The sequence below is a fragment of the Glaciecola sp. 33A genome (assembly GCF_002836745.1).
In the GTDB taxonomy this organism is placed as follows: domain Bacteria; phylum Pseudomonadota; class Gammaproteobacteria; order Enterobacterales; family Alteromonadaceae; genus Glaciecola.
The window spans coordinates 112,952-134,464 of sequence record NZ_PJAR01000044.1; the positions used below are offsets into that span (position 1 = coordinate 112,952).

Below are 21,513 nucleotides of genomic sequence, written 5' to 3' on the forward strand. Positions count from 1 at the left end.
GAACATAAATGGTACGCTCTACAGCCGATTTACGACGCACTTTCTTTGAATACTTTCAACAACATCAACATCACCTTGTTTCAAGTTCATCGCTTGTTCCACATGATGACCCAACGTTGCTATTTACGAATGCTGGCATGAATCAATTTAAAGACGTTTTTTTAGGTGCGCAACAGCGTAACTATACTCGCGCAGTCTCATCGCAACGATGCGTTCGCGCTGGCGGTAAACACAATGACTTAGAAAACGTTGGCTACACAGCAAGGCACCATACTTTTTTTGAAATGTTAGGGAATTTTAGTTTCGGTGATTATTTCAAAGAACAAGCGATTAAATTTGCATGGCAGTTCTTAACCGGCGAACTCGGTTTAGACAAAGACAAGTTGTTAGTGACTGTGTATCACGAAGATGATGAAGCCTTCGATATTTGGGAAAAAACAATCGGTATACCTGCCGAGCGTATTATTCGAATTGCAACCGCTGACAATTTCTGGTCAATGGGTGATACGGGGCCTTGTGGTCCTTGTTCTGAAATTTTTTATGACCATGGCGAGGAAATTTGGGGGGGGCCACCGGGCTCACCTGAAGAAGATGGTGACCGCTTTATCGAAATTTGGAACTTGGTTTTTATGCAATTTAATCGTCAGAAAAATGGTGACATGTTGCCATTGCCTAAACCGTCGATTGACACTGGAATGGGTTTAGAACGGATTTCAGCAATACTTCAAGGTGTGCATAGCAATTATGAAATTGATCTGTTTCAACACTTAATTTCAGCGGCAGCAGAGATTGTCGGAACGCAAGACTTAGAAAATAAATCACTGCGCGTTATTGCCGACCACATCCGTTCATGCAGTTTTTTAATATGTGATGGCGTAATGCCATCGAATGAAGGTCGCGGTTATGTATTGCGTCGTATTATTCGTCGTGCTGTGCGTCATGGTTATAAAATGGGCGCAGACGACATTTTCTTTTACAAGCTAGTCAACACATTAGTAGCCGAAATGGGCGATGCTTACCCTGAACTTTTGCAGCAACAGGCAGTGGTTGAAAAGGTGTTAAAAGTTGAAGAAGAACAGTTCGCAAAAACGCTAGAACGCGGCATGGCCATATTAAATGATTCATTGAGTCAATTAGAAGGTAAGCAAGTACCCGGTGAACTCGTATTTAAATTGTATGACACCTATGGTTTTCCCGCCGATTTAACCAATGACGTTGCGCGTGAACAAGGCTTGACCATTGATGAAGCCGGATTCGAAACGGCCATGGCACAACAAAAATCACAATCTCAGTCGGCGAGTAAATTCGGTGCTGATTATGCGAACGTGTTGAGTATTGAGCATAAAACTGAATTTACGGGTTACACCGACGTAAACGGTGCATCTATTGTGATGGATATTATCGTTAATAATGCAGCCGTAACCGAGGCCAGCGACCAAGCATTAATATTGCTGAAACGAACTCCTTTTTATGCAGAATCCGGCGGTCAAGTAGGCGATACCGGTTTTATGTCATCGAGCAGCGGTAAAGCCGTTGTCATCGATACGGTTAAGCTAGGCCAAGCGTTTGCGCATAAAGTCAAAATCGAGGGTGTTATCAGGGTGGGTGATAAAGTCGAACTTGTTATTGACCAAGCACGCCGTGAGCGCATTAAAGCGAATCACAGTGCTACGCATTTGTTACACGCAGCTTTGCGTCAACTGTTGGGTGACCATGTAGCGCAAAAAGGGTCTTTAGTTGATGCCGAGAAACTGCGTTTCGATTTTTCACATTTCGACTCTATTTCTGCAAAACAACGGATTGAAATTGAAAACTTAGTTAACGCTGAAATTCGTTTAAACAACGCATTGACTACTCAATTGATGGAACTCGATGAAGCAAAAGCGTCTGGCGCAATGGCGTTGTTTGGTGAAAAATATGACGAAAAAGTTCGGGTTGTAAAAATGGGTGAGTTTTCAACTGAATTGTGTGGCGGCACACACGTCGCTCGAACCGGCGATATCGGCTTGTTAAAAATAACATCTGAAGGTGGCATTGCATCTGGCGTTCGTCGTATTGAAGCGACAACGGGGCAAATGGCACTGGACTTTGCGAATGATGAATCTAACAAACTTCATGCTATTGCGAGCTTACTAAAATCGGATAAAACCTCTGTTGTCGACAAAGTATCAACGGCATTACAACAGGTTAAGCTATTAGAAAAAGAACTTACTCAGCTTAAGCAGTCAATGGCTGGACAGAAAAGCAAGGACGTCATGTCCAATGTGATCGATGTGCAAGGCGTCAAGCTCCTTGTGGCGAATATGCAAGGCGTCGAACCTAAGGCATTGCGAGGTATGATGGATGACCTTAAAAACCAACTGCGCTCTGGTGTTATCGCATTAGGCGTAGCCAGTGACGGTAAAGTGAATTTAATTGCCGGAGTCACCAAAGATCTGGTTGGAAAATTTAAGGCTGGTGAATTAGTCAATCATATGGCGACTCAAGTAGGCGGTAAAGGGGGTGGTAGACCGGATATGGCACAAGCCGGTGGAACCGAGCCTGAAAATCTTGATAAAGCACTTGCGTCAGTAAAAACATGGCTTGAAGGTAACTTGTGATATTTGGTGAAAATATTTCGATACAAATTAGCAATACTAAATAGAAAAAATAAACTTTTGTCTAATATATAGGCAATTTTTTAGATTTTCTTTGGTAAAAATCAACTAATTGAAGTATATTTAAACCTGTTAATGGTCAATGTCGTACAAGGTATACTTCTGATCTGAGATTCAGGACTATTAACCGGATTTAAACTAAAAGGAGCGACAACATGCTTATCTTGACGAGACGCGTAGGGGAAACTTTAATGGTAGGTGACAACGTCACGGTGACTGTTTTAGGCGTTAAAGGAAATCAAGTGCGAATTGGTGTCAATGCACCGAAGGAAGTTTCAGTTCATAGGGAAGAGATTTACATGAGAATACAAGCAGAAAAAGGTAACCAACCTGCCGTTGAAGACGAAGACTAGTGTTTGTATTATCGTTAGTGTCATTCAATTAATGGCGAAGAAAAGCTCAGGTCATTCTGAGTTTTTTGTTTTTGTAGGTTAAAAAAACAACGTGTTGTTTAAAAAACTAACAAACGACCAAGAACAGTGAAAAAGTTGCTAAAAAAGCATTGACTTATACTACTCAGAAGGTAAACTTCCGCCCCACATTTAGGAGAGGTGGCCGAGTGGCTGAAGGCGCTCCCCTGCTAAGGGAGTATAGGGTTTATAGCCCTATCGAGGGTTCGAATCCCTCCTTCTCCGCCATTTTTTAATGGTATAAATGTGAGGCTATTGAGGTTAAGTTTTAAAACGTAATCGCAGTAGCAAATAAGTAGTAGTAGAAACAACATGCGCATGTAGCTCAGCTGGATAGAGTACCTGGCTACGAACCAGGCGGTCGGAGGTTCGAATCCTTCCATGCGCACCACACATTGTTAGTAACGAGTTTAGTAGAAAGTTTTGCGCATGTAGCTCAGCTGGATAGAGTACCTGGCTACGAACCAGGCGGTCGGAGGTTCGAATCCTTCCATGCGCACCACATCAGAGTCCTTCGGGGCGTAAAAAAGCCTTAGTTTTACACTAAGGCTTTTTTTTTGTTTGTTGCCTCATCTTGACTAGTCACGCAATACGTTTTGTATTGTGAAGGCTTACCAATGCACGTAAGCAGTTCAGTTCTTAGATTGATATCGCGCGCTGTTAGAGAATAAATCAGGTTACTTGCGCAATGAATGTTAAAAATTCGTAAATAATGAATAAAAATTTAGAAAATATGGGTTGTAGTGCATAAATTTATTATTTTTATTCATTTGCAAAAACTACTTTCGATTGTAATTATTTTCGTCGCGTGCTATTTATCCTAGCCAGATTTTTGGAAGTCCGCTCTAAGGGAACGTTATGTCAACGCAAATGAACGACCAACTAATGGAAGCCGGCTTGTTACTTGCCGTTGGTATGTCAGTTGTGTCTGCATTTTTAATACTCCTGATAGCCGGCATCCACAGCATTGCTTGGTTTTGCCGTAAATATCCGTCGGCTGAAATTATTTCTCATGCCGCACACACTCGCAGTATTCAAGATCGCACTATACAAGATAATAATAAATCACCTACGTCAGTGAGCCCTCAAGTCGCCGCCGCTATCATAGCGGCCGTGCACACACACAGACACACAACGTTAAAATCATAGGGAACACATTATGTCCAATCCATTAAAGATCACCGAGCTGGTCTTGCGTGATGCGCACCAATCTTTACTTGCAACTCGCATGCGCTTGGAGGACATGCTCCCGATTGCAGCTAAATTAGATGATGTAGGTTATTGGTCCGTTGAATCTTGGGGCGGTGCTACTTTTGACGCTTGCATTCGTTACTTAGGTGAAGATCCTTGGGAGCGCATTAGAGCACTCAAAGCAGCAATGCCTAAAACCAAACAACAAATGTTATTGCGTGGTCAAAACTTACTTGGTTACCGTCACTATGCCGACGATGTGGTGGAAAAATTCGTTGAACGAGCCCATGCTAACGGGGTTGATGTATTCCGAATTTTCGATGCAATGAATGATGTGCGAAACCTAGAAACGGCGGTGAAGTCAGCAATTAAGGTAGGTGCGCATGCGCAAGGCACAATTTCTTATACTGTTAGTCCTGTGCATAATTTAACGTTATGGCTGGATATGGCAAAACGCCTAGAAGACATGGGTGTGCATTCGATTTGTATTAAAGATATGGCGGGCTTACTCAAACCATATGATTGTGAAGCACTTATTACGGGCTTAAAACAATCTGTCAATGTACCTATTGCCATGCAATGTCATGCGACCACAGGTTTAAGCACAGCGACCTATCAAAAGGCAGTTGATGCTGGTATTGACATGTTGGATACCGCAGTGTCGTCAATGAGCATGACTTATGGGCATACAGCGACTGAAACGATGGTCGCGATTGTTGAAGGTACCGACCGTGACACTGGCTTAGACATTCAGAAACTGGCTGAGATTGCCGCTTACTTCCGTGATGTACGCAAAAAATACGCGCAGTTCGAAGGCTCTTTGAAGGGAGTTGATGCAAGGATCCTTATCGCACAGGTGCCAGGCGGCATGTTAACCAACATGGAAAGCCAGTTAAAAGAGCAGGGCGCAGAAGACAAGTTTGACGAAGTATTACTGGAGATACCCAGAGTACGTGAAGACCTTGGTTTTATTCCGCTAGTCACACCCACCTCTCAAATCGTAGGAACTCAGGCAGTATTAAACGTATTAACAGGTGAGCGCTATAAAAGCATTACTAAAGAAACGGCGGGCGTGTTGAAAGGTGAATATGGTGCTACCGCAGCCCCGGTTAATAAAGACCTACAAACTCGTGTGCTTGAAGGTGGACAAGCAATTACCTGCCGTCCTGCAGATGTCATTGCGCCGGAACTCGTGAAGTTAGAGGGAGAGCTAGATGCACTGATTGAGCAAAAGTCATTGCGTATTGCCACAGATAAAATTGATGACGTACTGACGTATGCCTTGTTCCCGCAAGTTGGCTTAAAGTTCATCGAAAATAGAGACAATCCAAGTGCATTTGAACCCGCTCCAAATCAGGCGTCAGCTGTTGTTGAGGCAACAAGTGCCGCGCCATTGGCTGGTGATGCCGGCGCCTATAAGGTGCGTGTTGAAGGTCAGGTTTATCATGTGGAAGTTGCTGAAAATGGTGAAGTCAAAAATATCGCCGCAGCATCAAGTAACCCAACGTCATCCCCTGCGCCAGTTGGTGAAGGGACTGATGTCGCAGCACCTTTGTCTGGCAACATCTTAAAAATTCTGGTAGCACAAGGCCAGCCAGTCAACGAGGGTGATGTGATTTTAATTCTCGAAGCCATGAAAATGGAAACAGAAGTAAGGAGCGCGGTATCTGGTGTTGTACAGCAGGTAATAGCCAAAGAAGGCGATGCCGTTCAGGCAGGTCAAACAATTATGGTTATTGGGTAGACTCATGGAAAAGTTATTAATTCTTTGGGATAGCACATCAATTCCACATTTTGAACTGGGTCAAATAGTGATGATGCTAGTTGGTTTTGGTTTACTCTATTTAGCCATTGTGCGCAAATTTGAGCCACTTTTACTGCTGCCTATAGGTTTTGGTGCCCTTCTGACCAACATACCTCTAGCTGGCTTTAGTGAAGCGGGTGGGTTGTTGCATTATATTTACTACGTTGGTGTTGATACGGGCGTATTTCCACTGCTCATTTTTATGGGTGTTGGCGCGATGACCGATTTCAGCGCACTGATCGCTAATCCTCGTATGCTTTTGCTTGGGGCGGCGGCTCAATTTGGTATATTTGCAACTTTGTTTGGTGCCATCCTATTGAACGGCTTGCCTTGGTTCGATTTTAGCATGCAGGATGCATCAGCAATCGCCATTATTGGCGGTGCCGATGGGCCGACCGCCATATTTTTGGCATCCAAGTTAGCCCCTGAACTGTTGGGCGCTATTGCCGTTGCCGCCTATTCCTACATGGCCTTAGTACCGATCATTCAACCGCCCATTATGAGAGCCTTAACAACGCCTGAAGAGCGCAAGTTGCCTATGGCTCAACTGCGCGTTGTGTCAAAGAAAGAAAAGATCCTATTCCCGTTAGCTGTATTGGTCTTAACCCTAATATTTTTACCCGCAGCAACCCCCTTGGTTGGTATGTTCTGCTTTGGTAACTTGCTTAAAGAATGTGGGGTCGTGGATCGCTTAAGTTATACAGCTCAAAACGAATTGATCAATATAGTAACCATATTCCTTGGTCTGGGTGTCGGTTCCAAACTCAGTGCCGATAAATTTTTGACGGTTGAAACGCTGGGTATTTTAGCGCTAGGTGCGGTTGCGTTTTCAATCGGCACCGCAACGGGTGTATTGATGGCAAAACTAATGAACAAGTTAAGCAAGGACAATATTAACCCGCTAATCGGTGCTGCAGGTGTTTCTGCTGTTCCTATGGCGGCGCGAGTAGTAAATAAAGTTGGGCTTGAATCCAATCCACATAACTTCCTGCTGATGCATGCCATGGGGCCGAATGTTGCCGGCGTATTGGGGTCGGCGGTTGCCGCGGGGATATTGTTGGCGTTGGTTGGGCCTTGAGCCAATCAAAGAAGATATTAATTGATTTTGTTAGCTAACCTTTACATTAAGCTTTTAGTGCTGCACTGATGTTAACTTCCCCTTCCCCTATACAAGTACTTTACGCTAATCATAATTGCGCGATGGTGCAGATTAGAACTAATTAAAATTCGTTGTTGGAACAACTCTTGCTTTATTTTTAGCACTCCAGGTTAAAATATACCAAGTAGGCAAAAATGAAAGTGAGAACTTTCAAGCAAGTTTTCATTACAATAATGCTACTGTTGAGCGCAATCGCTTTGGCTAATTCTGCTCTGGGTGCGTTTCAGGATGACGATGTATCTCCTTTGTTGGCTGTCGCTAAACCCAAACAAGATCAACAGCTTTTTCGTTATGAAGAGGGAGAAGAACTGATTTTTACGGTTGTCATTGATAAATATATCTTGGGTGAGCTAGTAGGCGTTACAACTAAAGATGGTGTCGCATTTGACTTAGAAAACTATATTGACGTTCTTGATTTCCCTATCGCTAAAGTCAATGAGCGTGTTTACGAGGGTTGGTTCATTAATGAAGATAATACGTTTCGACTAGATCTTAATGACATCATCGAACGCTCATTGAACAACGTTACAGTCAAAGATAATGCCTATTCGTTGGAACAGGGGAAATACGTTTTTGTTGATGACATTCTCTATATAAATCACGAAATCCTAACATCGATTTTCGGTGTGAAGCATAAAATCAACTATTCGGCTCTTGAGATTTTTTTAATATCAACAGAACCCTTGCCGCTCGAAGCTAGGTTGAAACGAGAAAAACAAAATCTGCGTCGTGCAGGTTTTAATAAACCGAGGCATCCGGAATTATATCGAGGTTATGAGCTCTTATCACCGCAAGTTTTTGACTTTTTAGCGTCGTCAAACTATCGAGAATCTAGTGACAACTTTAATTATAATTATAGTTTACTTGGTTCTCGTGACATTGCCCTAGTACATGCTGATTATTATATAGACGGCAGTGATAATGATTTACTCAATAGAGCGCGCCTTAAATTATCTAAGCAGTCTGTGACCGGAGGGTTACTCGGGTTTATGAATGCTACCAGCGTCGAAGTGGGCGATGTGCGCCCATACCGCCAAGCTTTTGGTCAAACTGAACAGGAATCTCGGGGTATAAGGATAACCAATTCGAGCCCTAGTAATGCTCTGGATAATGAAAAATTAACATTGCAGGGACCTATTCAGGCTGGTTGGGATGCCGAGTTATACCGCAATGGTGTTCTAATCGACCGACAATTTGACATTTCAGTGGGGCAGTATGAATTCATCGATATTCAATTGATTTTTGGTATTAATGAATTTGAGATCGTCTTATATGGGCCTCAGGGCCAAAAAGTGACTGAAAAAGTCACGAAAGCAGTCGACCAAAAACTGTTATCAGGTGATAGTTTAACTTATGACATATCATTCAATCAGATAAACGAATCACTGCTTGGTATTGGTGATTTTGGAACGGAAGAAGGGTTCGCTTTTTCTGGTGGTGTTAGGCAAAACCTTATGGGAGCGCTATCAGTAAATGCAGGTATTCTTACTCAATTTGGTGTGGAGAATGACCGCAACGAAATTAATCTAGGAATCGATACAATTCTGTTTAACCGCGCCTATCTGTCTGCCAACACCCGCTTTGATGATGAAAATAATAGAACACTGAATGTAGACGCACGAACTCAGATGTTTAATCAATCTTTATCTTTGAGGTTGTCAAGCTCAACTAATAGTCAAAATAATTTTGGGGACTTAAATAGAGCAATAGCAAGTCTAGCAGGCGGTTTCTCTTTGGGTAGTGGTATCGGTTTTTCCTATGAGAATGTCGCTGATTTATCAGAGCAAGATGATACAGAAACGCTGCGTTTCATCAACAGGCTAGGATTAAGTTATAACAAATTTAGAATTTTTCACAATTTAGAAAACTCTAGGGTCACAGACCCTTTAAATTTCACTACCAACGAATATTTAGGTATCTTAAGTATTGATTCTTCTTTGGGAGGCATAAATGCAAGGTTATCCGCAACATATGGGCTTGAGAATAATGAATACCAGGCATTAACGTATCAGGGAAACCTTGCGTGGAATATAACGAATAATATTAAAAGTAGACTCAACGTTGTTCACGAGGTTAAATCCAAAGTAAATCGTTCTAATCTGCAATTCGGGTGGGTAAACGACAGATTCAATTTATCTTCAAACTTTGGTTACTCAGATGATCTTGGCTGGGATGTGGGCGTTTCAGCCCGATTTAGTTTTGTTGGACAAAATTCAGAATATGACAGCATTTATAATACCGAAACGGCGTCTACTCAAAGAGGTACTTTAGCGGTTAGAGTATTCGAAGATATTAACGTAAATGGAAGATATGATGAAGGTGAGCCTCTTATTAAAAACGCAATGGTTTTAGCGTCACAAACGTTTTCTCGAGGTGTTACAAATGAGAAAGGAATTGCAGTTTTAGACGGTATCCCGGATCAAAGAGCAACAGATGTTGTGATAGATACAGACACCTTACCTGATCCATTCATGGTTCCTTTAGTCCCCGGTGTTTCGATTACATTTAGAAAAGGTCTGGTCGACAAACTTGATTATCCTATTTCAAGGAGCGCTGAAATTGAGGGGATGGTTTACCTTTCAAAAGAAGGCGTAATGTCGGCAGGTAAAAATATCCCCGTACTATTAAAAAATGCGAGAGGACGAATTATCAAAGCTGTTGAAACTGAATTTGATGGATATTATGTTTTTGATAAAGTAATTCCGGGTAACTACGTGATTGAAATTCCGAGGTCAGTTATTAACCATGAAGACGTGCATGACTTTAAATCAATACGCATAAAAACGACGCTTGAATCTGCACTCATCAGTGGCATCGATATTACCCTTGAGCAAAAAACCTATCAAACAATTTTTGCTGCAACTCATGGTATATATTCTAATTTAAGAATGCTTGAGGTCGCAAAACGGTTACTGCAATTCAAATTATTAAAGACAGCACCAACGTTTTTTTACGTAAAATCAAAAACACTTGATGGTTATATTCTGATTAGTTTTTATGCTGACCAACAAGCTGAAGTAGTCAGTCAGTGTGAATTGTTTTTGCAAAAAAAGCTGAATTGCACTGTCGAATTAATCGATATTCCTTACATCAAGAACTAGTGGCACGTTCTATGCTGGTAAGTAAGTAATCGTATTAAATTATAAATTGTATTGGACGTTTATTATGTATAAGAACCTGATCAAAACTACCTTTAGAATAAGCAAGACCGGACTGTTAGTCGGTTTTCTTTTTGTTTCGACAGGCTGCAGTTTGCTTCCTGATGCGTTGACATTTGGTGACAATAAATTGACTGACGAGAATAGTAAATCGATGCGCAGTGAAAGTCGTCAAAAAGTGGGCACAGAAAAAGCCGTACAGCTAACAAGAGAGTTGGAATCAGCGGTTAAAGAATGGGAAACATTAAAGCCATCTATAAATCGACTGGTCAATTTAGAGAATGATTTGGAGTATCTGCTCGTTCAATTGAGTGACACAAATTCAACTCCGATGTTAGCGTTGTCGGAGTCAACAATATCAGCTGACCTCGATACAGCAGCTCCCACTATTGAGCTAGCCAAAGCAGTTCCGTTACTCGATCTAAAACCTACTCAAACAGCTCCGAGAGGAGCGTCACCAGCGCTGGTGTCTCCAAATGCAAATAGAACTCAGTTTAGAAGCCCCGAGCGGGCAACGAATACATTACAAACTCAAAATGTAGCAATGCATAAGTTTTCTAGTGACGCTGGTCCAAACATTATTCAAAATGTGACTACAAGAACGGTTCAACCAGGCCAAACAGGCAAATTCAGCTCGAGCGATAACAATATAAATTCAAGTGGCAATAAATTTTCTTCGATTACGGGTGGATGTCATCGAGAAACCTCTGACACTTTGATCTCAAAAAAGGGCAGTGAAATTGCGATTCACCTAGCCTCATTTAAATCAGAAGCACTGGCGGAAAAATCATTAACCGAGTTTGAACAGAAACATCGAGAAATTTCTTGCAATAAAAATCCGATTATTAAAAAAGTACTGGTCAAAAACGTAACATATCACAGCGTTCGGCTTGGTCCTTACGACAATAGGAATGATGCAGAAGCAGCTTGCCGCTCAGTGCTAACATTTCAAAGTTATTGTGCGCTGACAGATTATGATGGAGTGGTTCTTTAAATATGCAAAAAATAACGAAAAATTATCTAATAATAATGCCTATTGCTTTGTTTAGTCTCTTATCTATTAGTAATCATTCTTGGGCAGACATAGTCCCAGTGCAATTATTAAATTTTGGTAGTATTGCAATTGCAAATAATTCAACACCTCAAACAGTGACTGTTGACGAATTTGATAATGTAAATTCGAGTTCTGGAATACGAATTATTGTTAGCGGTCAGCCCGCAATATATCAACTAACAGATTTAGTGCCCAATACAACATTTACAGTTGATGTTGATGTTGTCAATGTATCAATGAACCCGGGTGAACCCTCATTAGAATTTTTTGATTTGGAAATATTACGAGTTCGCAATACAGTACTTTCAGATAATCTTGGTCAAGCAACACTCTCTTTCGGCGGGAGAATTACAACTTCAGGTTCAAATGGGTTGGAATTTGCTAATGCTACTTTTCGATCCAACATCCGCATTACAGTTAATAACTAATTAGTAGAGAAAAAAATGAAAACCTTAAAAAGCTTTACCGCATCTATATTATTTTTGGGCATGGTGGCGAATGCTTGGGCATCGCTGTTAGTAACGCCAACCAGAGTAACCTTTGATGCTCGCGATAGAGTTCATGAAATTACACTGGTTAATACGTCTGACGAACCTAGACAATACAAGTTGGAATGGGTGCAAAATACTCAAAATGAAAATAATCAGTACACTAGATTAACGGATACTGAGATTGAAAATTTTGATATTGCGTCACCGTATATTAGATTTTCACCTCGTCGAGTTACATTAAAGGCAAAAGAATCTCAAAAAATAAAGTTACTCGCAAGGCGTAAATCGGATATGTCAGCACCAGAATACCGCTCACATTTGCGATTTACCGCTCTTCCTCCTGAATTGTTTGATCCTGATGAGGAAGGCACTGCAAATGGACTACAGTTGAAATTAAATCTTATGCTTAGCTACACCATACCTGTTGTGCTTAGAAATGAAGCACCTAATGTGGAGGTTGATATAGTAGACATAACATTCGAGCCATTGACTGCTAATAATAAATCTGCTGACGTAACTGTTTTAGTATCGAGAAAAGGGAATGTTAGTTTGTATGGAAATATGACGCTGTTGCACAGAGCCACATCAAACGATGAATTTGAGCCTGTTGGGTTCACGAATGGTGTTAACGTCTTTCATGAACGTGACCGCAATACGATTACTATTCCTTGGACTGAAAAACCATACGTTGCCGGTGGACAAATAAAGGTAGTATTTGAGGGTGCAAAGGAAATGGCAGGAGCATTTTCCATAGATAGGATAGTTGACTTAAATTAGTTGCGTTAACGAATACGAGACAAATCCGTAAAAACAGTTAAAGGTTGAGTGAGACACGTCGATAACTAAATTGGAAGCAAGATTTACTCTCTTAATTGAGGACACAATTCTTGCAATAGACTCAGTCGTCGCAAACAAATTGCTTACGATGGCGTATATTTACAAAAGGTTTGGAGATATCCATGTTTAAACGCAATCACATAAATGTCGCTATCGCGGCGACAGCTTTACTAGCATCTTCTGCAGCTTTTGCAGAAACAGTAACTTCTACAGCTACAGTAACTGTGCAAAATGCATTTACATTAGCTGAAGTTGTTCCTTTAAATTTTGGTTCACTTAGAGTAACTCAGCCAGGCGCTCAAGCTACAGCTACCCCAACGTTCATAACACTGCCCGTTGATGGTTCTGCTATGATAGCGACTGACGGGAACGCTTCAGCAAGCATGACGGCAATCACTCAAGGTACGATTGCTGAGTATGCAATTTCTAACGCTGCTCCGTTTACTAACCTCAGTGTAACGTTAGATGCCAGTGGTACAAATGAATTAACGGCAACGATTGCCACATCAATTGCTGGTGTGAACGGTGCAACTCTTGTAACTGCGGGTGGTGCAGCTGATGAATTTTTCACTATCCACGCTGATGTTAGTGACACGTTAATAGTGGGTGGCGCAAATGATGGTGATCCACTTGTTACGGCTGCAAATAACTTACGTACCGATGGAACCGGCGCAGTTGGTTTGCAACTTGGGGCTGTACTTTCTTATAATGCTGCAGCTTCGGGGTCTCCGAACGATGGTTTATTTCAAGGTTCTTATACTTTAGAAGTTACATATTAATTCACGCATTTAAACGTTTAAATGCGTTAGCAAGACGTCATTCAAAAGCCAGCTTTCGCTGGCTTTTTTAATAATCATTAATTATTCAATTAATGATTGTCATAGGTTTAAATAAAGTAATTAACGGTTAAATTTTGTCTTCTAATCATAAATAGAAAACATTTAATTTGGTCAGCGCCAAATTAAATAACTCCAATGCTATCAATGTATTATTTAATATTACTCCTAATTAATTAACAAAAAATGCTAAAGGATATTTGGTGTTAGTCGATACCTTTTATGCAGGCAAGATTTCACTTTAATTTTAAAGGATTTTGTTTTCTTGCAACTGGCAGAGTCGTCGCAAAAAGCTATCGTACTATGCCGTATTTTTATATAAGATTCGGAGATATCCATGTTCAAACGTAATCACATAAATGTCGCTATCGCGGCGACAGCTTTACTGACATCTTCTGCAGCTTTTGCAGAAACGGTCACTTCAACAGCGTCAGTTACAGTACAGAACGCATTTACCTTAGCTGAAGTTGCTCCTTTAAACTTTGGTGCCTTGAGAGTAACTCAGGGTGCAGCACAAGACCCAGTTTTACCTGCGTTTATTACTTTACCAGTTGACGGTTCAGCGATGGTGCCAACAGGAGGTCAAACTAACGGTGGTTCTGCATCAACAGATGCTAACATGACTGCAATTACCCAGGGCTCTATTGCAGAGTATGCAATAAGCAATGCAGCACCATTTACAAATCTCACGGTAACTGTTGCTTCTGGCGCCAGTGCCACAGCAGCTTCTGGTATTGCAGGAACTATTACTGGCGTTAACGGCGCTACAATGGTGACTGCGGGTGGCGGTACTAATGAATCATTTATCATTTATGCAACGGTTGCTGATACATTGATTGTTGGTGGCGCTAACGACGGTATTGCGCTTAATGCTACAGCTTCTAACCTTCGCACAGATGCAGCTGGCACAGTTGGTCTGCAACTTGGTGGTGTTTTAGCATTTAACCCGCTTGCTGCAACATCTCCTAATGATGGTGTATATAACGGTTCTTATACGTTAGAAGTAGCATACTAAGTCGCATTTAAACGTTTAAATGCGTTAGATAGACGTCATTCAAAAGCCAGCATTAAGCTGGCTTTTTTAATTGTCTAAAAAACGATATACAGCGTAATCAAGAGTCAAATCTCAGTGATTTCGTTTTTATGCCTTCTTTAATTCAGCGTCTTATCTGTTTTATTGTTAACTAGCGTATTGTTAACTAGCGTATTGTGAGAACGGTGTTTTATTCAAACATCACCAATCTGCAGACCCGCACATCGCCTTTTTATATTAGCTAAAACTGTTCAAAATGCTTATCCACCAAACTAAAATGAGAATCAATCAATTTCCTGGTGACTTCATGCTGTGGATCATCAAAAACGGTTTTGCTTGAACCTGCCTCAATCACCTTACCTTTATCCATTATCATGACTTTGTCGCTAATATGACGAACAATGCCCAGGTTTTGTGAAATGAATACAAATGCCATACCGAGTTCTTGTTGGATGTCGAGTATGAGGTTGACGGTTTGTGAGCGTACAGACGGATCTAAGGCAGCAAATGGTTCATCTGCGACTATTACCTTCGGATCAAGTATCATCGCCCTAGCGAGTGAAACTCGTTGCTGTTGACCGTCTGATAACATGTGTCTATAAAAATAGTAGTGCTCTCGCAATAAACCGACTTTGACTAATGTTTGTTCTATTTTAGTTTTGCGCTCTTGCTCATTAAGCTCAGTGTTTAATAATAATGTTTGGCCAAGCACAGAACCAACCGTAACCGCCGGATTTAAGCTGTATTTACTGTGCTGGAGTATGAGTCTAATATTATGGTTACGTGTTTTTTTATCACTCTGCTCAGCTTTTTTTCCTTCCAGCAAGATACTGCCTTGCTGCGGTGTTATTGCGCCCACCAGCGCGCGCGCTAAGAGCGTTTTGCCTGAGCCATTATGACCCGTAACCGCGAGGGTCTCACCTGCATTGAGAACGAAGTCGACGGGACCAACAATGAATTCGTCAACGGGCTTAAAAATAGAGCGTCTTACCCGATAAGTATAAATTAAGTTTTTGACTTCTAATACAGGGATCATTGCTTGGTCTCTAAATCATCGTCTACTGGTGAATGCAGTGGAAAGTGACAGCTATATGAATGTTGGTGCACCATTTTTTGTTCGGGAACTTTTACACATTCTTTGCGCGCATTAGGGCAACGAGGACCCAAACGGCAGCCAATAGGTAAATGTTTTAATGTTGGGATAGTGCCCGGCAGTGCGACTAAATGCGATTTAGGAGGCAAATTGATTTGAAAACTAGGCGCACTATCCAGCAATGCCTTGGTATACGGATGCAAAGGTCGACGGTGTAAATGCTTTACCTTGCCCGATTCGACTGTTTGTCCGCAATACAATACGGTCATGGTGTGAGCCATACTAGAAATCGCAAGAAGGTCATGGCTTACAAATAAAATGGCGAGCTTTCTGGTTTCATTTAAACCCGATAATAAACGTAATATTTGATTTTTCGTGGTGCTTTCCATACTTCGGGTCGGATCATCGGCAATCAGCAATTCAGGCTCTGACACAAGGGCCATTGCAATCATAAATTTTTGCGCAATATCAGCTGCAATTTCATGTGGATAACGTTGCATACATGCTTCGTGGTTTTTAATCCCAACCTTATGCATTAAGCCAATAGCAATTTCTCTACGTTGTTTATTACGTTGCCAAAACATGCCTTTGTCGAGTAACTCTTCTGGAATACTCTCTTCCAATTGAGACCTCAAGGTTGCCGACGGGTCAAGTGATGATGTTGGATCTTGAAAAACCACCGCAATCTCACGACGCATTATGATGCGGCGCTGTTCATTCGACATGGTCAATAAGTTTTGGCCTTTCCACGTTAAGCGGTCTGCAGTGATGATCCAATGATCGGGTATTGCGCCAATAATAGCTCTTACTATTAGGCTTTTACCTGAACCTGATTCACCGACAAGTGCTCTGATTTCGCCGGTTTCGACGGTTAAACTGACTTTATCCAAGGCCTTTACGAATACCGAACCGGTGTCTATTTCAACGGTTAGATTTTTAACATCAAGAAGTCGCATTAGTGAATTAACCTATTGCGCAACGCGTTGCGAAGTCCCTCGCCGACAATATTAATTGAAAGTACCATTAAAAAGATACAAAACCCCGGCAGCGCAACTAGCCAAGGAGCCGAATAAGCCACTTCTAAGCTTTGCGATAAACTAGCACCTAGTTCAACAACTGGGCTTTGGGCGCCTAAATTTAAGAAACCTAAGGCTGAAATATCGATTATTGCCACAGATAAAGCTAAGGTACTTTGCACCACTAAAAGCTCAAACATACTGGGTAATATTGATGACCAAAATATTCGAGTCGACCCTGCGCCATCTAATTTGTCGAGTAATATATAGTCTTTTTTCATCTCTTCGCGCACAAAGGTGCGGGTTTGATGGACGAATTGTGGGATCAACGCCAAGATAATCGCCCACATACTATTCCACAAACCGGTACCTAGTATTGCCACGATAATAATTGCTATGAGTAAGGTCGGCACCGCCATTAAAGAATCCAAAAGGTGATTTAGAATACTGGACTTAATGCCTTTATTCATGCCGGCGAACGTTCCGAGGGCAACACCAATAGTGGCTGCTATTAAGACTAAAAAAATACTCGAACCAAAGGTAACTCGGCAACCGTATAGTGTGCGTGAAAATACATCACGACCTAAAGCATCGGTACCGAATATATGTGAAATACTGCCATTTCCTTCCCAGGCAGGTGGCAACAATATGGTATTCGTATTTTGCACGTTAGGATCATACGGCGCTAATAAGGGAGCTAAAATAGCGATAGCGCAAAACAATAATAGTATTGCGAATCCGATAAGGGCAAAGTGACTGCGTTTAAATTCGAGCCAAATATGCCGGATTGGGGAAGGATGAAATTCCTCCTGATAGAGATTAAACTGCGCCACGTTGAAACTTATCCCTAGCTGGGTCGATTGCTCGACTGATGAATTCAATAGTGATGGTAAGCGTAACAACAAAGACAGAAACAACCAACATGCCTATACGAATAGCGGGATAGTCACGTTGATAGATGGCTTGGATAATCCAATTGCCAATTCCGGGCCAAGAAAAAATCGTCTCAACAACCATTGCATTGGTTATCAGCGTTGATATTTGCATTGCCATTAATGGCAAAATAGGCAGCAGCGAGTTGCGTAAACCGTGTTTGAAAAAAATCTGCTTGGTGGTAAATCCGCGAGATTTAGCGGCGTCAATATAGCCCTTGTTCATTTCATCCATAATTGAACGACGAGTGAACCGAATAAAAATCGCAGTCGTCACCAGCGCTATAGACGCTGTTGGCAGTATGAGATGCCTAAGCGCGTCTTTAAATGCATCCTTTTTATCGGGAATATCGGCAAGCATGATATCCCAAAGAATAAATCCACTGCTGTGTGGTATGTCGTACAAAAAGTTTACGCGTCCAGACAGCGGCAAATAACCTAGTTGCAGGGAAAATATCGTGATAAAAATTAATGCTAGCCAAAATACGGGAAATGAATAACTCACGACACTAAAAGTCACAACGCCAAAATCGAAAGGCTTGTGGTGCCAAATGCCACCAATAAAGCCTAACGGAATACCAATAAAAATAGAGACTAATAAAGCGTAGGTGATTAATTCAATGGTGGCAGGGAAGGCAATGCTAATTTCTTCTAGCAGGCTGATTTGCGATGAACTACTTACGCCCCAGTCACCGCTAATTAGGTTTTCTATGTAATACCAGAACTGCACAAAAATAGAACGGTCTAGTTTGAACACGGCTTCAAGTGCAACTCGCTGTTCATTTGATTGCGGCACAATCCCTGATATATTTGTCAGGGTATCACCGGGAAACACGTAGGCTAAAGAAAACGAAATAATAATCAGTATGGCAATAGTCAAGACCATTAAGTTGATATAGCGTAGTAATAAATTGAGCATTATTTACGCACCACATCGTCAAACCGAATGCCGCCAAAAGGGTTGATGGTCAGGCCTTCAATTTGATTGTTTACGGCTTGATATTGGTATGCATGAGCAATGGGCACAAGCGGTGTCTCTCTGAATATAATTTGATTGGCTCGATGATAAAAAATACGACGCTCGTCGGAGTTTTCTATTTTCAATGCACTTTCAATGAGGGCGTCATACTCTGGGTTGCACCACTGTGCTCTATTTGTGCCTGAGGGGATTGCCGCACAGGTTAACAATGGACGATAGAAATTATCGGGATCACCGTTGTCGGCAGACCAACCAATCAGAACCGAATCGTGCATGCCGGCTGTTAAATTTTCTCTAAACCGCGCCCAATCATAGCTAACTATGTTAACAGTAACGCCAACGTCGGCTAAATAAGTACTCATCAACTGAGCCATTTTCATTGCGTTTGGGTTATATGCGCGCTGCACCGGCATCGCCCAAATATTCATTGTGAAGTTGTAGGGAATGCCGGCTTCATCTAGTAATTTTCGGGCAGTTACTGGGTTATAACTAATATCTTGCATGTTAGGTTGATAGGCCCAAGAAGCGGAAGGAACTAAACTTTTTGCTCTAGTGGCTTGGCCAAGGTAAACCGCTTCAAGCAAAGATGTTTTGTCAATTGCTAGGGCCAAAGCTCGGCGCACTTTCGGATTATCAAACGGAGGTTTACTGGTATTGAATGCCCAAAATCCAACATTTAAGCCTGGTTTTTGCAATAGCGTTAAGTCTTCTCTATTTCTTATTATTTCAAGGTCATTTTGTGATGGAAAAGCCACTGCATCGCACTCACCTGTAATTAACTTTGCTACACGCAACGAACTTTTAGGTGTAATATCGAATACCAAATGTTCAGGTCCAATGGTATCCAAAAAATAACGACTGTGGCGTTGATAGCGAATAAATTGATTTTTTCGATAACTAACGAATTTGTAAGGGCCGGTGCCAATAGGCAGCACGTCTATATTGCTTGGTGTTCCTTCGGCCAACAAATTGGTTGCATATTCTGCCGATAAAATCACCGAAAAGTCAGTCGCTAAGTTTGCTAAAAACGAGCTGTCTGGCGTGTATAATGAGATCTCCACCCGATAGCCATTGATTATAGTAACGTCTTTGATCGTGTTTTTTAAGCCTAAACTCTGGAAATAAGGATAACTACCGCCAGATACGTCGTGATAGGGATGTGTGGCAACACGCCAGCGATCGATACTAAACACCACGTCATCGGCATTAAAATTACGCGTTGGTGTAAAATAGTCGGTATCATGAAATTGAACGCCTTTGCGCAACTGAAAAGTATAGGTTAAGCCGTCGTTACTGACCAGCCAACTACTGGCTAAGCCGGGTTCTATTTCACCGTTTTCAGTATTGAATTCAAGCAGTCGGTCATAAATCTGATGCGAAGACGCGTCTGCCGTGGTGCTTGATGTGTCTAGTTGTGGGTTAAATGAGGCGGGGCTGCCCTCTGAACAGAAAGTAATGCCTGCTTGGGTTATCTGGGTTTTTTGTTTGGAGCAACCCAACATCAATATCAGACTGAAGCTCAGTAATATTGCGCTTTTCATAATATGTGGTCGGGTATTTGGCTTCATTGTTCGTCGGTTTTATCTAACAGATTGTATTTCTTTAAATATCCTCGTAGCTGATGATACGTCAATGAAAGCTTTTCTGCAGTTTTTTTCTGATTAAATTGTGCATCTTTTAATGCGCTATTTAACATGTGAATTTCAAAGTCTTGCGATTGCTCTTTTAAGTCAATCGGAAAACAAAGGTTTTTTTCTGTTGGAGAGGCTAATACTGCCGTTATTGCTTCGTCGCTTGACTGTGCAATAGAATCAAGCAGATCATTGTTGTCTACAGGCGCTGAACTATGCATTGCGGGGGGCACAGCCGATGTCTGAATCGGAGTACGTATGCGTTGTTGCGGACGAAATTCGGATAAAAAAGGATTAACTACAATGTCGTGTACTGGTAAGTTAGGATTCGTCCGATAAACTGCGCGCTCTACAACGTTTTTTAACTCCCGAACATTGCCGGGCCAGTTATATTCTAATAGCGTTTTTTTCGCTTTTGCTGTAAACCCACTGAACAATTCCATTTCCAGCTCACGTGCCATACCAATCGCAAAATGCTCAGCTAGCATCATGATATCTTCCTGCCTATGCCGTAGTGGTGGGATCGTGATCACGTCGAAAGCCAGGCGGTCGAGTAAGTCAGCTCTAAACTCACCTTGCTCTGCTAGCGTTGGTAAATCTTCGTTTGTGGCTGCCACCAAGCGTACATCAACTTTTACTGTCCGAGTGCCACCAACACGTTCAAACTCGCCATATTCGATGACACGCAGCAATTTCTCTTGCACCAATGCGGAGGTATTGGCTAGTTCATCCAAAAACATGGTGCCGTTGTCGGCATATTCAAAGCGACCTTCTCTTCGTTTTGCTGCGCCGGTAAATGCACCCGCCTCATACCCAAAGAGTTCACTTTCGAGCAAGTTGTCATTTAATGCTGCGCAATTAAGTTTTACGTAATTTTGTTCCCAACGCTGAGATAAAAAGTGGAGTCTTGCGGCAATCAGTTCTTTACCAGTACCGCGTTCACCAATGACCAGAACGGGCTTATTGAGAGGGGCAATTTGGGAAACTTGTTCCAATACGTCCATAAAGCTGTTGGCTTGACCCAGCAAATTATCCTGCTGTTTAAAGCGACTCATTATTATTTCCTTGAAAATTAGTCAATTTCACTAAAATCTAGTCTACTTGAAAACAAGTAAAAATCTTTAATTTCTTTAATATTTTTTTTTATCTATATAAATCAATTTGTTATGGTTTTTTGATAAGTTGGCAAGCATATTGAATAAACGACACTAAGTTAAACAATAATTTTTTAG

At 41.6% G+C, this 21,513-nt stretch carries 17 protein-coding genes and 3 tRNA genes; 14 read left to right on the forward strand and 6 right to left on the reverse strand.

The annotated features are described in order from the left end of the window. Positions 1 to 8: 8 nt before the first annotated feature. The 14 genes from alaS to CXF81_RS16590 all read left to right on the forward strand — a co-directional run bounded on the left by alaS (position 9) and on the right by CXF81_RS16590 (position 14,612). The gene (gene alaS / locus CXF81_RS16525; protein ID WP_101182440.1) at positions 9 to 2,600 is read left to right on the forward strand and encodes an alanine--tRNA ligase; all 2,592 of its coding nucleotides are present in this window, start codon (positions 9 to 11) and stop codon (positions 2,598 to 2,600) included. Between the two features lie 212 nt (positions 2,601 to 2,812). Beyond that, a complete protein-coding gene (gene csrA / locus CXF81_RS16530) occupies positions 2,813 to 3,010 on the forward strand; it encodes a carbon storage regulator CsrA (protein WP_101182441.1) in 198 nt (65 codons plus the stop codon). A gap of 192 nt (positions 3,011 to 3,202) precedes the next feature. Continuing rightward, a tRNA-Ser gene (locus CXF81_RS16535) sits at positions 3,203 to 3,295 on the forward strand. Positions 3,296 to 3,381: 86 nt separating this feature from the next. Then, positions 3,382 to 3,458, forward strand: a tRNA-Arg gene (locus tag CXF81_RS16540). Between the two features lie 34 nt (positions 3,459 to 3,492). Beyond that, positions 3,493 to 3,569: transfer RNA gene (locus CXF81_RS16545), tRNA-Arg, on the forward strand. 356 nt (positions 3,570 to 3,925) lie between these two features. Next, the gene (locus CXF81_RS16550) at positions 3,926 to 4,216 is read left to right on the forward strand and encodes an OadG family protein (RefSeq protein WP_101182442.1); all 291 of its coding nucleotides are present in this window, start codon (positions 3,926 to 3,928) and stop codon (positions 4,214 to 4,216) included. Positions 4,217 to 4,226: 10 nt separating this feature from the next. Further along, a complete protein-coding gene (oadA, locus tag CXF81_RS16555; protein WP_101182443.1) occupies positions 4,227 to 6,002 on the forward strand; it encodes a sodium-extruding oxaloacetate decarboxylase subunit alpha in 1,776 nt (591 codons plus the stop codon). Positions 6,003 to 6,006: 4 nt separating this feature from the next. Then, the gene (locus tag CXF81_RS16560) at positions 6,007 to 7,140 is read left to right on the forward strand and encodes a sodium ion-translocating decarboxylase subunit beta (protein ID WP_101183095.1); all 1,134 of its coding nucleotides are present in this window, start codon (positions 6,007 to 6,009) and stop codon (positions 7,138 to 7,140) included. A 215-nt stretch (positions 7,141 to 7,355) separates the two neighbouring features. After that, positions 7,356 to 10,322 (forward strand): hypothetical protein, encoded by a 2,967-nt coding sequence (locus CXF81_RS16565; RefSeq protein WP_101182444.1) that lies wholly within the window; start codon positions 7,356 to 7,358, stop codon positions 10,320 to 10,322. A 64-nt stretch (positions 10,323 to 10,386) separates the two neighbouring features. Then, a complete protein-coding gene (locus CXF81_RS16570; RefSeq protein WP_101182445.1) occupies positions 10,387 to 11,373 on the forward strand; it encodes an SPOR domain-containing protein in 987 nt (328 codons plus the stop codon). Positions 11,374 to 11,375: 2 nt separating this feature from the next. Then, positions 11,376 to 11,861 (forward strand): DUF4402 domain-containing protein, encoded by a 486-nt coding sequence (locus CXF81_RS16575; protein ID WP_101182446.1) that lies wholly within the window; start codon positions 11,376 to 11,378, stop codon positions 11,859 to 11,861. Between the two features lie 15 nt (positions 11,862 to 11,876). Next, the gene (locus CXF81_RS16580; RefSeq protein ID WP_101182447.1) at positions 11,877 to 12,701 is read left to right on the forward strand and encodes a molecular chaperone; all 825 of its coding nucleotides are present in this window, start codon (positions 11,877 to 11,879) and stop codon (positions 12,699 to 12,701) included. A gap of 182 nt (positions 12,702 to 12,883) precedes the next feature. After that, complete coding sequence (locus tag CXF81_RS16585; RefSeq protein ID WP_101182448.1) at positions 12,884 to 13,540, forward strand: hypothetical protein; 657 nt, start codon at positions 12,884 to 12,886, stop codon at positions 13,538 to 13,540. A 394-nt stretch (positions 13,541 to 13,934) separates the two neighbouring features. After that, positions 13,935 to 14,612, forward strand: coding sequence for a hypothetical protein (locus CXF81_RS16590; protein ID WP_101182449.1), 678 nt, complete (start codon positions 13,935 to 13,937; stop codon positions 14,610 to 14,612). A gap of 259 nt (positions 14,613 to 14,871) precedes the next feature. On the opposite strand, the gene CXF81_RS16595 is transcribed toward CXF81_RS16590, so the two are convergent. Genes CXF81_RS16595 through pspF form a run of 6 tightly spaced genes read right to left on the reverse strand, consistent with a single transcriptional unit; the run spans position 14,872 to position 21,336 of the window. Then, positions 14,872 to 15,666 (reverse strand): ATP-binding cassette domain-containing protein, encoded by a 795-nt coding sequence (locus tag CXF81_RS16595; RefSeq protein ID WP_101182450.1) that lies wholly within the window; start codon positions 15,664 to 15,666, stop codon positions 14,872 to 14,874. Then, the gene (locus CXF81_RS16600) at positions 15,663 to 16,679 is read right to left on the reverse strand and encodes an oligopeptide/dipeptide ABC transporter ATP-binding protein (RefSeq protein WP_101182451.1); all 1,017 of its coding nucleotides are present in this window, start codon (positions 16,677 to 16,679) and stop codon (positions 15,663 to 15,665) included. The genes CXF81_RS16595 and CXF81_RS16600 overlap by 4 nt, the downstream gene beginning before the upstream one ends. Beyond that, positions 16,679 to 17,572 (reverse strand): ABC transporter permease subunit, encoded by an 894-nt coding sequence (locus CXF81_RS16605; protein WP_101182452.1) that lies wholly within the window; start codon positions 17,570 to 17,572, stop codon positions 16,679 to 16,681. Before CXF81_RS16605 ends, CXF81_RS16600 begins: the two co-directional genes overlap by 1 nt. Beyond that, positions 17,559 to 18,590: an ABC transporter permease gene (locus CXF81_RS16610; RefSeq protein WP_101182453.1), complete on the reverse strand. Its 1,032-nt coding sequence runs from the start codon at positions 18,588 to 18,590 to the stop codon at positions 17,559 to 17,561. Before CXF81_RS16610 ends, CXF81_RS16605 begins: the two co-directional genes overlap by 14 nt. Then, the gene (locus tag CXF81_RS16615) at positions 18,590 to 20,218 is read right to left on the reverse strand and encodes an ABC transporter substrate-binding protein (RefSeq protein ID WP_101182454.1); all 1,629 of its coding nucleotides are present in this window, start codon (positions 20,216 to 20,218) and stop codon (positions 18,590 to 18,592) included. The genes CXF81_RS16610 and CXF81_RS16615 overlap by 1 nt, the downstream gene beginning before the upstream one ends. After that, positions 20,215 to 21,336, reverse strand: a complete 1,122-nt coding sequence (gene pspF, locus CXF81_RS16620) for a phage shock protein operon transcriptional activator (RefSeq protein WP_101182455.1) — start codon at positions 21,334 to 21,336, stop codon at positions 20,215 to 20,217. The genes CXF81_RS16615 and pspF overlap by 4 nt, the downstream gene beginning before the upstream one ends. Between the last annotated feature and the right edge of the window lie 177 nt (positions 21,337 to 21,513).